This window comes from Streptomyces sp. HUAS MG56, from assembly GCF_058673395.1.
This window is the reverse complement of the sequence record NZ_CM178722.1, coordinates 7,482,241-7,494,866: the sequence shown is the minus strand read 5'-3', so window position 1 is coordinate 7,494,866 and position 12,626 is coordinate 7,482,241. Positions and strand designations below refer to the sequence as shown.

Below are 12,626 nucleotides of genomic sequence, written 5' to 3'. Positions count from 1 at the left end.
CCTCAAGCTTCCTGGATGGCCTGGGTCAGGTGGTCCACGAGATGGGCGATCGTCGGCTCGTTGAAGAGCACGCTGACGTTGATCGACAGGTCCAGGAGCTGCTCCAGGCTCTGCCGTATCTCGGTCAGCCGCAGCGAGGTGAGGCCGAGATCGAAATAGCTGATGTCGACGGGCAGGTCCTCGGATTCCTCCATGAGAAGGACGGCCCGGAATTTCGCGAGGCAGATCGACTCGATTTCGTCGGCGAGTTCACTGCGCGGAAGGTCGCGCAGGCGCCGGCTCGTGCTGTCGACAGGTGGCATGCGCCTAGGCAAGCAGCGCCGGCTGACACCCCGCTGACGGCTTCGGGCAGGCCGGTTGGCCGGATCGGACCGGTCAGCCGGGCGTCAGCGCCGGGTCAGATTCCGCTGTCAGGCTCGGCCTTGCTTCAAGAAATCCACTCGCCATATCCGAAAGGCTGAAGATGCTTCGCGAAGCCGCGCAGGAGGAGAGTGCTGAGGCACCTTCCGGATTGAAGAGCTACGACCTCTACATCGCGGGCAAGGACGTCGCCGGGGACGGCTGGGTCTACACCGTCAGCGGACGCTCCCTGCTGGAAGACGTGTTCACCAGCGTGAGCCTGAAGCGCTCGCTCGAACAGGACCCGGAGTCCGAGGCCGCGCAGCACCCCTACGTGGTCGGGCGCTGCGCGATCGCGGACGACTCCGCCATCGACCTGGCCACCCAGGCCGCCGCCGCTGCCGCCCCCGACTGGGCGGCCGTGCCGCTGGAGCGGCGGATGCGGCTGGGCACCCGCTTCCGCGAGGAACTGATCAAGCACCAGGACGAGTTCCTGCGCATGCTGGTCGCCGAGTCCCACCCCGTGAAGCTCGCCCGCTGGGAGCTGAGCTGCCTGTTGCAGATCTACGCCCCCGGCTCCCTGCGCTGGTACCTGAAGCAGATGCGGGTGGAGAAGGAGTACAACGGCCGCAGGCTGATCCTGCACCGCCAGCCGGACGGTGTGGTCGCCTTCAACCCGCCGCAGAACGCCCCGCTGCCGAGCGCCGCGCTGTGCGTGCTCGCCCTCATGGCGGGCAACGCCGTGGTGGTACGGGCGCCGCGCAGCATCGCGCTGTCCACCATGTGGCTGCTGCGGGACGTCGTCGCCCCGCTGCTGGAGGAGATCGACGCGCCGGCCGGGGTGCTGAACGCGGTGTGCTCCAACCCGAAGCAGACCATGGACCGCTGGATCGCCGACCCGCTGATCAACGACATCTTCTACATCGGCGGCAGCCAGGAGGGCCTGCGCTTCGAGCAGGCCTGTGTGGCGCACGGCAAGAAGCCGATCCTCGAACTCGCCGGCAACGACGGCATCGTGGTGTGGAAGGACGCCGACGTGACGTGGGCGGCCGAGGCGATCACGGAGGCGTTCTACGGCTCCGGGCAGATCTGCATGGTCCCCAACTACGTCCTCGTCCACCCCGAGATCGCCGACGCGCTGATCGCCGAGGTGCGCGAGCAGGTCAAGGGCATCCGGCCGGGCCTGCCCGAGGAGGAGGACGTGCTGCTGTCGCCGGTGCGGCGCAGCGAGCGGTTCTTCCGGCTGCTGCGCCAGGCCCTCGACAACGGCGCCGAGCTGATCACCGGCGGGCACCGCACCGAGGTCGACGGCACGGTCTCCGAGACGGGCGTCTTCCTCCAGCCGACGGTGGTGCGCGTGGACGGCCTGGACCGGGCCCGCACCTACGACGTGGTCCGCGAGGAGACGTTCTTCCCGCTGGTTCCGATCGTGGTCGCCGAACGCGACAACGACGACGCCCTGTTGGAGGCCTTCCTCCAGTTCGTCAACAGCAACGACTACGGGCTGCGCAACTCCCTGTGGTCCCGCTCGGACCACGTCGTCGAGACCTTCGTGCGCCGCACCGTCAACGGCGGTCTGCTGAAGGTCAACGACTCGCACATCGGCTTCCTGCCGTACCTGCCGAGCCACGGCGGCACCGGCCGTACCGGCGGCGCGTTCGGCGAGGCCAACTACCCGATGCTCAAGACCTCCCACGTGCAGGGAGTCAGCATCGCCCGCGACGTCAGCCCGTACGACGCGGTGTTCGGCGCCTGATCCGCCCGCCCCGCCCGCCCTCGACGTATTCCCGGAGGTTCCCCGTGCGTTCCCTCGATGCCGCCCGGTCCGTCTGCGAGCGGTTCCACCCCGGACTGCTCAAGGAGCTGGACCAGATCCCGTACGCCGAGCGGGAGCGGCCCGGCAGCCCGGTGATCGACCTGTTCCGCATCCACGGCGGGGTCGGTCTGCTCATCCCCGAGTCCTACGGCGGCCACGGCGCGTCCCCGCTCGATGCGCTGCGGGTCCAGCTGGCCCTCGGCGCGCTGTCGCCGTCGCTGGTCGCGGCCGTCTCCATGCACCACTTCACGGCCGCCATGCTGTACTCCCTCGCCGTCAAGGACGGCCGGCTCACGCCCGCGCAGACCGAGCTGCTGCACCGGATCGTGCCCGAGCAGCAGGTGATGGCCTCCGGCTGGTCGGAGGGCCGTACCGCGCAGAACATCCTCAAGCCGGCGGTGACCGCGCGCCCCGTGGAGGGCGGGTTCCTGCTGTCCGGGGCGAAGAAGCCGTGCAGCCTGTCCCGTTCGATGAGCCTGCTCACCGCGTCCATCGCCATCCACGGCGAGGACGGCGGCGATCCCGAACTGGCGCTCGCGATCGTCCCGGCCCGCGCGCCCGGCATGTCCGTGCACCCGTTCTGGGGCAACGACCTGCTGGCCGGCGCGGAGAGCGAGGAGGTCCGGCTGGAGGACGTGTTCGTCCCCGCCGACATGGTCGTGCGGGCGGGCGCCGACGACCCGACCCGGCTGGACGACCTCCAGTCGGCCGGGTTCGTGTGGTTCGAGATGCTGATCTCCGCCGGGTACGCGGGCGGTGCGGCCGCGCTGGTGGAACAGGTGCTGGACCGCAAGCGTGGCCCCGCCGAGGAGCGGGCCGCGCTCGCCGTCGACATGGAGGCCGCGCTGGCCCTGCTGGAGGGCGTGGCCACCGGCACCGGTGCGGAGCCCGGCGACGAGGAGTCGGTGGCGCGGGTGCTGGTCGCCCGGTACGCCGTGCAGAGCGCGCTGCCGGCCATCGTCGGGCGGGCGCTGGAGCTGCTGGGCGGGCTGGAGTTCATCAACAACCCGGCGTCGGCGCAGGGCGCTGCCGCGACGAGGGCGCTGGCCTTTCACCCGCCGTCGCGTATCGGCGCGGCCGAGCCGCTGCTCGCGTATTTCGGCGGGGGGCCGTTGGTTCTGGCCTGAACACCGATCCGGTCCTGGCCGCGTACACCGATCTTTGGAGAGACACGTGACCGTCATGCAGGAGTCTCCGGCGGCGACCGCAGCCGATTCGGAGGCGGAGATCCTCAACCTCTACCGGGCCCACCTCAGCAAGGGCCGGGCCACGCTCGCCGAGTTGTTCGGGAGCCATATGGAGACGGCGTCCGAGGGCGCCTGGCTCACCACCAGTGACGGTGAGCGGTTCCTGAACGCGGGTGGCTACGGAGTGTTCATCATGGGCGCCCGGCACCCGATCGTCATGGAGGAGGTGGAGCGCCAGCTGCGCACCCACCCCACCGCGACCCGCATCCTGCTGGAGCCGACGGTGGCGCGCGCCGCCGAGGCGCTGGTCTCCGTGCTGCCGGAGGGCCTGGACCGCGTGCACTTCGCGCTGTCCGGGGCGGAGGCCGTGGAGACCGGGCTGAAGCTGGCCCGTGCGGGCGGCCGCAAGCGCACCGTCTCGATGCGCGGCGGCTACCACGGCAAGACGCTGGGCGCCCTGTCGGCGACCGCGAAGGACGTCTACCAGGCGCCGTTCCGCCCGCTCGTGCCCGACTTCCAGCACCTGCCGTACGGCGACGCCGACGCCCTGGAGGCCGAGCTGAGGGCCCACCCGGGCGAGGTGTGCGTGATCCTGGAGCCGGTCCAGGGCGAGGGCGGGGTCATCGTCCCGCCGAAGGGCTATCTCAAGCGGGTCGAGCAACTGGTCCGCGAGTACGACGGGTTCCTCATCCTCGACGAGGTGCAGTCCGGGTTCGGGCGGCTCGGCGAGTGGTGGGGCGCCGACATCGACGGCGTCGTCCCGGACGTCCTGCTCACCGGCAAGGCGCTCGGCGGCGGGGTCATGCCGGTCTCGGCGGCCGTCGCCACCCGCAAGGCGTTCCGCCCCTTCGACAAGGACCCCTACGTCCACACCGCCACCTTCTCCGGGCAGCCGGTGCTGATGGCCGCGGTGCAGGGCGCGATCCGGGCCATGAAGGAGGAGCGCCTGGTCACCCGGGCCATGGACCTCGGCTCCCGGCTGCTGCCGCGGATCGCGGAGGTCGCCCGGCGCAACATCCCCGAGCTGGTCGTGGACGTGCGCGGCCGGGGCCTGCTCATCGGTGTGGAGCTGGTCGAGGCGGGCCTCGCCGGCGAGCTGCTGATCGAGCTGTTCAACCACGGCGTGGTCGCCAACCACTCCATGAACGGCAGCTCGGTGGTGCGGTTCACGCCGCCCGCCGTGCTGGACGACACCGACGTGGACTTCCTCGTCAACTCCTTCGACCTGGCCACCCGCGACCTGATCAAGGGCGCGGCCACAATGCCGGAAGGCGGTAACTGATCGTGCGGCACGTCGAACTCGATGCCCTGATACCCGCGGAGCAGGCCGAAACGGTCCTGCACGCCGTACGGCGCTGGGAGAGGTACCCCGACCTCGCGCCCCACGTCAACGCGACCACCGTGCACGCCTCCTACCCCGCTCCGCGGGCCTCCTCCAGCTGGGAGCTGCACTTCCGCAGCGGCCTGCTGCGCTGGACCGAGGACGACACGATCGACCCGGCGGCCGGCGAGATCCGCTTCGAGCAGTCCGACGGCGACTTCGACTCCTTCTCCGGGGTCTGGTCCGTGCGGCAGTCCGAGGAGGACGTCACCGTCCGTTTCGACGCCGACTTCGACTTCGGCATCCCGAGCCTGGAGGGCATCCTCGACCCGATCGCCGAGCGGGTCATCAAGGAGACCGTCGCCTGGGCGCTGACCGGGCTGTTCCCGGGCGTGCGCATCCGGGGCGACGTCGAACTGACCACGCCCGCCGCGGTCGGCGCCTAGCACCCGGCGAGGAGCTGACCATGGACCAGGCGAACCCCTTCGAGACCCCGCGCACGTACTCGCTGCACCGCGCCGAGTACCTGGTGGGCCTCGCCGTCACCACCGGCCTGATCGTCTACCACTTCGGCGACATCCGCTGGCTGCCGGCGCTCGGACTGTTCCTCTACATCGACCTGATCGGCTACATCCCGGGCGCCATCGCCTTCCGCAGGAGCGGCGGGCGGCCGATCCCCAAGGCCTACTACGTCCTCTACAACGTCATGCACAGCCTCGTCACACAGGGCGCGGTCGCCGCGCTGTGGTGCTGGCTGGTGAAGCCGGAGTGGGCGCTGCTGGTGCTGCCGTTCCATCTGTTCGGCGACCGCGGTCTGTTCGGCAACTTCATGAAGTCCTTCGCGCTGCCCTTCGAACCGGTGCGCCAGGAGGGCTACTTGAAGCTCCTGGACGAGCTGGGCCTGCCGCACCCGAAGCCGGTCGGACACGCCATGGACCCGGTGCCGGTCGGACACGTCCCGGCGCGTCCGGTCGTACGCGAGACGGAGGCCGTGCGATGACGACCGTCACGGACGTACGGCGTCCGGTCCGGCAGGATCCGGCCGAGCGCCGCCAGGCCCTTTACCACCTGGCCTCCCCGGTGTCGGTGCTCACCACCGGCCCCGAGGACCGGATGCACGGCACGACGGCCAGCACGGTCACCCTCGTCTCGCGCGCGCCCCTGCTCCTCGGGGTCGTGCTGCGCGCGGGCTCGTCCTTCGCCCGGCTGGCCGCCGCCGAGGGCCGGTTCGCGGTCAACGTGCTCGGCGCCGAACAGGCCGACGTGGCACGGCGGTTCGCGGACAGCGCGCGGCCCGACGGCGACGCCGCCTTCGCCGGCCTGGCCTGGACGGCGGACCGGTACGCGCACGCGCCGCTGATCGCGGGCGCGCTCGCGCACTACGTGTGCCGTTTCCACTCCGCCCACCCGGCGGGCGACGGCGAGCTGCTGCTCGGCCACGTCGTACGCGCCACGGCGGACGACGCGCTCCCCCTGTTCTCCTACGCCGGCGGGCTGTACGCCGGCTCCCTGCGTCCGGCGAAGGAGGCCGTCGCCCCATGACCGCACCCGTAGCTCCCGAGGCCGACTGGGACAAGGCGCCCGGTCTGCTGGACGGCGCGAAGGAACTCACCCTCGGCCCCGAGGAGTGCGACCTCGCCTACTGGATCACCTCCGTCGCCCAGGGCACCCTGCGCGACCGCGGGGCGAGTGGCCACCACGCGAACGCGCTCACGCCCGACTTCCTGAAGGCGCCCGGCCCGCTGCGCGAGGCCCTGGTGCTGGAGTTCGGCTTCCGGGCCCTGGCGGAGGAGCTGGCCACCCGGCTGCTCGGCCACTACGTCTCCATCGCGCCCGGCATCCCCGAAATGGAGTTCTACGCCACCCAGTTGCTCGACGAGGCCCGCCACGCGCGCGTCTTCCGGCAGCACCTGGTGGAACTGGGCATCCCGCAGAAGACCCTGCTGAAGGACATCGAGGAGATGGCCCGGGACTACCGCAAGCGGGTCCTGGACCCGGTGGTGGACTTCACCCTGGACATCGTCCGCGACCGGGCCGACTTCCCCGGCGGGGTGGGCGTGTTCGCCATCATCATCGAGGGCGTGCTCGCCCCGGCCGCCGAGCTGAGCGAGCGCAAGTGGACCCCGCTGTCCCCCGCGACCGGCGAGATCTCGCGCGGCACCGCCATCGACGAGATCCGGCATCTGACCGTGGCCAGCACCATCCTGCGCGACCACGTCGCCCAACACCCCGAGTACCGGCCGCGGTTGCTGGAGATCCTGCGCTCGGGCGTGAAGCTGTGGGACGAGATCCCGGACCGGGAGTTCGTCATCCACCGCGAGGAGCTGTTCCAGCAGGGCATGCACGAGCACGCGGACCTGATCGGCGACTACGAGATCTGGCCGGGCGTGCGGCTGCTCGACACCACCGCCGTGCAGCGCTACGACATGGCCGAGCGGTGGACCGACGAGATGGCCGAGGTCCGCATGGCCTACATGGGCCTGCCCGTCGAGGTCCTCGCCTCGGAGAACGCCGGGAGCCCGGAGAGCGGCGCATGAGCGCCGGGCGGGCCGCGGTCGTCGCGGGCATCGGGTCGTACGTCCCGCCCAACCTGGTGACCAACGACGACCTGACGGCCCGGCTGGACACCTCCGACGCCTGGATCCGCTCCCGCACCGGGATCGCCGAGCGGTACGTCGTCTCGCCGGGCACCTCCACCGGCGATCTGGCGGTGGAGGCGGGCCTGCGGGCGCTGAAGTCGGCCGGGGACGAGCGGGTCGGGGCGGTGGTGCTGGCCACCACCACCCCGGACCAGCCCTGCCCGGGGACCGCACCGCAGGTGGCCGCGCGCCTCGGCCTCGGCCAGGTGCCGGCGTTCGACGTGGCGGCCGTCTGCTCCGGCTTCCTGTACGGCCTCGCCTCGGCCGCCGGGCTGATCGCGGCCGGGATCGCGGACAGCGTGCTGCTGATCGCGGCCGACGCCTTCACGACGATCATCAACCCGGCCGACCGCACGACCGCGGTCATCTTCGCGGACGGCGCGGGCGCGGTGGTGCTGCGGGCCGGCTCGGCCACCGAGCGCGGGGCGATCGGCCCGCTGGTGCTCGGCAGCGACGGCGAGCTGAGCCATCTGATCGCGGTACCGGCGGGCGGCTCGCGGCAGCGGTCGAGCGACCGGCCCGTGGCCCCGGAGGACCACTACTTCCAGATGCTCGGCCGGGACACCTACCGGCACGCGGTGGAGCGGATGACCGCCGCGTCCGCCGAGGCCGCCGAGCGGGCCGGCTGGTCCCTCGACGACGTCGACCGGTTCGCGGCCCACCAGGCCAACGCCCGGATCCTGGACGCCGTCTCGGACCGGCTCGGCATCCCTCAGGAGCGGCGGCTGAGCAACATCGCCCGGGTCGGCAACACCGGCGCCGCGTCCCTGCCGCTGCTGCTCGCCGAGGCCACCGCGGACGGCACGCTCCGGGCCGGCCACCGGGTGCTGCTCACAGCGTTCGGGGGCGGCCTGTCCTGGGGGGCGGCGACCGTCGACTGGCCGGAGCTGCAAACCATCTGACCACCTGTCAGCCCCACCTTTCCTACCTTTCGAAAGGAACAGTCATGACCGTCATGCTGGAGCAGCTCAAGGACATCCTGTCCAACAAACTGAAGGTGTCGCCCGAGGCCATCACCCCGGAGGCCACCCGGGAGGACATCGAGCTGGACTCGCTGGCCGTGGTGGAGCTGTCGCTGCTGCTGAAGTCCGAGCTGGACCTGGACATCAGCGACGACGACCTCCTGGAGGCCGAGACCGTGGCGGACATGGTCCGGCTGATGGAGGAGCGGAGCGCGAAGGTCTGATGGCCGGTATGGACATCGCCGTCACCGGGCTCGGCCTGGTCACCCCGGGCGGGATCGGGGTCGGGCCGAGCTGGGCGGCGGTCTGCGACGGCAGGCCGGCCGCCGCCCTGGATCCGGTACTGGCGGACAATCCCGTACAGATCTCCTGCCGGGTACCCGGCTTCGACCCCGAGATCCTGCTGAGCGCGCGGCGCGCGCACCGACTCGACCGGTTCGTGCAGTTCGCGCTGGTCGCCGCGCACGAGGCGGTGGCCGACGCGGGGCTGGACCCGCAGACCTGGGACGGCGCGCGGGTGGGTGTGGTGCTGGGCTGCGCCGACGGCGGTCCGGGCACGGTCGAGGACCAGCACCAGGTGCTGCGCGAGCAGGGCGCCGACCGGGTGTCGCCGCTGCTGCTGCCCATGCAGCTGCCGAACATGCTGGCCGGTCAGACGGCCATCGAGTTCGGGGCCACGGGTCCGAACCTGGTGGTGGCCACCGCGTGCGCGTCCGGCGCGACGGCCATCGGCACGGCGCGGGACCTGCTGGCGCTCGGCCGCTGCGACATCGTGCTCGCCGGGGGCAGCGAGGCCATGGTCACCCCGCTGGTCATGGCCGGTTTCGCCCAGATGGGCGCGCTGTCGAAGCGGCACGACGACCCCGCGTCCGCGTCCCGGCCGTTCGACTCCGACCGGGACGGGTTCGTCGCGGGCGAGGGCGCCGGGATCCTCGTGATGGAGCGGGTGGCCGACGCCCGTGCCCGTGGCGCCCATGTGCACGGCCGGATCATCGGCTACGGCGCGACGGCGGACGCGCACCACATGACGTCGCCGCATCCCGACGGCGCCGGCATCGAGGCGGCGGTGCGGGCGGCACTCGCGGACGCGGGCGCCGACCCGGACGACGTGCAGCACGTGAACGCCCACGGCACGTCGACGCCGCTCAACGACCTGTCCGAGGCCCGCATGATCCAGCGGACCCTGCGCGGGGATCCGCTGGTCACCTCCACGAAGGGGGTGACCGGGCACCTGCTGGGCGCCGCGGGGGCGGTCGAGGCCGCGTTCGCCGTGCTCAGCGTGGAGCACGAACTCATTCCGCCCGTCGCCAACTTGGTCATGCCCGATCCCCGGATCGAGATCAAGCTGGCCCAGACCCTGACCGAGATGCCGATCGACCTGGCGCTGAGCACCTCTCTGGGTTTCGGCGGGCAGAACACGGCACTGGCGATCGCCCCTGCCTGAGCCCGCCCCACGACAGCCGTCCGTAGCGAAGCTTCCGCGGGCGGCTGTTCCCCGTTCTCCGCGTTCTCCCGTTCTCCCCCGTCCTGCTCTGGAGACCCCATGTCCACCACCATGTCCACCAACGGCTCCCCCGCCCCGCCCGGACGGCTCGGCACCGGGCACATCCTCTTCCTCATCGTCGCGGCCGCCGCCCCGCTGTCCGCGATGGTCGGTACCGTGCCGCTCGCGTTCGCCTTCGGCGACGGGCCGGGCGTGCCGGCGGCGTTCCTGTTCGCCGGGGTCACCCTGCTGTGCTTCTCGGTGGGGTACGCGGTCAGCGCCCGGCGCACCGGCGGCTCCGGCGGCTTCTACGCCTCGGTCGCCGACGGACTCGGGCGCCCGCCCGCCGTCGCGGCCGGGTACGTGGCGCTGCTGTCGTACAACTGCGCCACCGTCGGGCTCGCCGGAGCGCTCGGCTACTTCACCCAACTGGTCCTCGCCGCCCACGGGTTGACGGTCTCCTGGGAGTGGTGCGCGGCCGTCGGGCTGGCGCTGACCGCGGTGCTCGGGTACCGGGAGATCGCACTCAGCGCCCGGGTGCTGGCCCTGCTGATGCTGGGCGAGATCGGTGTGCTGGCCGCGCTGGACATCGCGATCCTCGCCCGGCACGGGCTGCACGCCCTGCCCGCCGCCTCGTTCTCGCCGCATGTCGCGGCCGGGCACGGGGCCGGGGTCTCGCTGATGTTCGCGTTCGTCTCCTTCATCGGCTTCGAGTCGGCGGCCCTGTACGGCAAGGAGGCGAAGGACCCGCGGCGCAGCGTGCCCCGGGCCACCTACGCGGCCGTCGTGCTGATCGCCGGCTTCTACGCGCTGACCAGCTGGCTGGCGGTGGGCGCGGTCGGCACCGGGCGAGTGCGGGAGGTCGCGGGCAAGGAGATGGGCGACCTGTTCTTCTCCCTCGGTGACGACTTCCTCGGCAAGGCCGGCAGCACCGGGCTCCAGGTGCTGCTGTGCACCAGCCTGTTCGCGGCGACGCTGGCCCTGCACAGCGCCGCCAACCGGTACACCCAGGTCCTCGCCGAGGACGGGCTGCTGCCCGGCGCCCTCGCCGCCGAGCATCGAAGGCACCGCTCCCCGCACCGGGCGAGCCTCGCGCAGAGCGCGCTGACCGCGGTGGTCGTGGGCGCCTTCGCCGTCGCCGGGCTCGACCCGTACGCCGACCTGACGACCAGCATGCTCGGTCTCGGCACCCTCGGCATCGTCGCCCTCCAGGCGCTGGCCGCGCTGTCCGTGCTGGGCCTGCGGGTGCGCGGCGAGGGGGAGGGGCACTGGTGGCGGACGGCGCTCGCCCCGCTGCTCGGCTTCGCCGGGCTCGCCGCCTCGGTGTGGCTGGTCGTCGGCAACTTCGACATGCTCACCGGGTCACCGTCCCGGGTGATCGCCGCCCTGCCCTGGCTGCTGCCGCTGGTCGCGCTCGGCGGGCTGGCGTACGCCGCCCGGCTGCGCGCCGCGCACCCGCTGCGCTACCGCCGGCTCGGCACCCGGCACCTCGACTCCCCCGCCTCCGCACCCTCCCCCGCCCTGACAGGAGACCGCCATGCATGACGCGCACGAGCTGATCGAGGCGGGCCCCGACGCCGTACGGCGCCTGGCCCGCCGCCGCTACGACCTCGACGTGGCCGCCCTGAGCGACGCCCTGCGCGCCCGCACCGCGACCCAGGCCGAGGTCAACCGGCTGCGCACCGAGCTGAACCGCACCGCCAAGGCCCGCCGCTCCGGCCCGCCCACCGAGGCCGAGAAGGAGGCGGCGCGGGCGCTGCGGGCCGAGGTGCAGCAGGCGGAGACCGCCGCCCGCAGGGCCGCGGGCGCGCTGTGCGAGCTGCTGCTGTCCATCCCCAACCTGCCGCTGGACTCGGTGCCGGACGGCGACTCCGAGAAGCAGGCCGTGGAGATACGGCACGGCGGGCCCGCACCGCGTCCGGTGGCGGGGGCCCGCCATCACGCCGAGATCGGCGAGGCGCTCGGCATCCTCGACTCGCCCGCGGCCGCGAAGCTCTCCGGCGCCCGGTTCAGTGTGGCCCGGGGCGCGGGGGCGCGGCTGGAGCGGGCCCTCGGCGACTTCTTCCTGGACCTGCACACCCGTGAGCACGGCTACACCGAGCAGTCCGTGCCGTTCCTGGTCGGCCGCGACGCCATGACCGGCACCGGCCAACTGCCCAAGTTCGAGGAGGACTTGTTCCGCACCCAGGTCGGCGAGCGGGAGCTGTTCCTGATCCCGACGGCGGAGGTGCCGCTGACCAACCTGGTGGCCGGCGAGCTGCTGGACGCCCGCGGCCTGCCGTACGCCTTCACCGCCCGCACCCCCTGCTTCCGCGCGGAGGCGGGGGCGTACGGCCGGGACACCCGGGGTGTGCTCAGGCTGCACCAGTTCGAGAAGGTGGAACTGGTCCGGATCTGCGCGCCGGAGCAGGCGCAGGAGCAGCTGGAGCTGATGGTCGCGCAGGCCGAGGAGTGCCTGCGCCGGCTCGAACTGTCCTTCCGCACCGTGCTGTTGCCCGCGGGTGACATGGGCTTCTCGGCGCGGATGACGTACGACATCGAGGTGTGGCTGCCGGGCGGCGGCGCCTACCGGGAGATCTCCTCCGTCTCCGACTGCGGCACCTTCCAGGCCCGCCGGGCCGACATCCGCGTCAAGCGGGCCGACGGCCGCAAGTCGCCGGCGGCCACCCTGAACGGTTCGGCCCTGCCGATCGGCCGCACGGTGGCCGCGCTGCTGGAGCAGGGGCAGCGGGAGGACGGCTCGGTGGTGCTGCCGGAGGCGCTGGTGGCGTACACCGGGTTCCGGCGCATCCTGCCGGGCGGGACGACCGAGTAGCGCACATCGAGAAGCAGAGGGGGCGGGAGTCGAAAGCGACTCCCGCCCCCTTCCGCGTGCGGTG

The 12,626-nt window shown here is 72.3% G+C and carries 13 protein-coding genes; 12 read left to right on the top strand and 1 reads right to left on the bottom strand.

The annotated features are described in order from the left end of the window. Window positions 1-2: 2 nt before the first annotated feature. Entirely contained in the window at window positions 3-302 is a 300-nt protein-coding gene (locus AC4OXY_RS35195) for an acyl carrier protein (RefSeq protein ID WP_071380245.1), read from the bottom strand. A 161-nt stretch (window positions 303-463) separates the two neighbouring features. Here AC4OXY_RS35195 and AC4OXY_RS35190 point away from each other — a divergent pair, with 161 nt between their 5' ends. The 12 genes from AC4OXY_RS35190 to serS all read left to right on the top strand — a co-directional run bounded on the left by AC4OXY_RS35190 (window position 464) and on the right by serS (window position 12,562). Further along, complete coding sequence (locus tag AC4OXY_RS35190; RefSeq protein ID WP_356021645.1) at window positions 464-2,095, top strand: aldehyde dehydrogenase family protein; 1,632 nt, start codon at window positions 464-466, stop codon at window positions 2,093-2,095. A gap of 44 nt (window positions 2,096-2,139) precedes the next feature. After that, window positions 2,140-3,282 (top strand): acyl-CoA dehydrogenase family protein, encoded by a 1,143-nt coding sequence (locus AC4OXY_RS35185; protein ID WP_356021643.1) that lies wholly within the window; start codon window positions 2,140-2,142, stop codon window positions 3,280-3,282. A gap of 46 nt (window positions 3,283-3,328) precedes the next feature. Then, a complete protein-coding gene (locus tag AC4OXY_RS35180; RefSeq protein WP_356021641.1) occupies window positions 3,329-4,624 on the top strand; it encodes an aspartate aminotransferase family protein in 1,296 nt (431 codons plus the stop codon). Between the two features lie 2 nt (window positions 4,625-4,626). After that, complete coding sequence (locus AC4OXY_RS35175; protein WP_491991645.1) at window positions 4,627-5,109, top strand: type II toxin-antitoxin system RatA family toxin; 483 nt, start codon at window positions 4,627-4,629, stop codon at window positions 5,107-5,109. A 20-nt stretch (window positions 5,110-5,129) separates the two neighbouring features. After that, a complete protein-coding gene (locus AC4OXY_RS35170; protein WP_356021637.1) occupies window positions 5,130-5,663 on the top strand; it encodes a hypothetical protein in 534 nt (177 codons plus the stop codon). After that, entirely contained in the window at window positions 5,660-6,205 is a 546-nt protein-coding gene (locus AC4OXY_RS35165; protein ID WP_356021635.1) for a flavin reductase family protein, read from the top strand. The genes AC4OXY_RS35170 and AC4OXY_RS35165 overlap by 4 nt, the downstream gene beginning before the upstream one ends. Beyond that, on the top strand, window positions 6,202-7,200 hold the full coding sequence (locus AC4OXY_RS35160) for a ferritin family protein (RefSeq protein ID WP_376286793.1): 999 nt from the start codon (window positions 6,202-6,204) through the stop codon (window positions 7,198-7,200). The genes AC4OXY_RS35165 and AC4OXY_RS35160 overlap by 4 nt, the downstream gene beginning before the upstream one ends. Beyond that, window positions 7,197-8,204, top strand: a complete 1,008-nt coding sequence (locus AC4OXY_RS35155) for a beta-ketoacyl-ACP synthase III (protein WP_356021631.1) — start codon at window positions 7,197-7,199, stop codon at window positions 8,202-8,204. Before AC4OXY_RS35160 ends, AC4OXY_RS35155 begins: the two co-directional genes overlap by 4 nt. Window positions 8,205-8,248: 44 nt before the next feature. Next, entirely contained in the window at window positions 8,249-8,488 is a 240-nt protein-coding gene (locus tag AC4OXY_RS35150; protein ID WP_376286796.1) for a phosphopantetheine-binding protein, read from the top strand. Beyond that, window positions 8,488-9,708 (top strand): beta-ketoacyl-[acyl-carrier-protein] synthase family protein, encoded by a 1,221-nt coding sequence (locus tag AC4OXY_RS35145; protein ID WP_071374140.1) that lies wholly within the window; start codon window positions 8,488-8,490, stop codon window positions 9,706-9,708. The genes AC4OXY_RS35150 and AC4OXY_RS35145 overlap by 1 nt, the downstream gene beginning before the upstream one ends. A 99-nt stretch (window positions 9,709-9,807) precedes the next feature. After that, window positions 9,808-11,292 (top strand): APC family permease, encoded by a 1,485-nt coding sequence (locus AC4OXY_RS35140; protein ID WP_376286800.1) that lies wholly within the window; start codon window positions 9,808-9,810, stop codon window positions 11,290-11,292. Then, window positions 11,285-12,562 carry a serine--tRNA ligase gene (serS, locus tag AC4OXY_RS35135; protein ID WP_491991644.1) on the top strand — a complete coding sequence of 426 codons (1,278 nt, stop codon included), beginning with the start codon at window positions 11,285-11,287 and terminating at the stop codon, window positions 12,560-12,562. Before AC4OXY_RS35140 ends, serS begins: the two co-directional genes overlap by 8 nt. The last annotated feature ends 64 nt before the right edge of the window (window positions 12,563-12,626 follow it).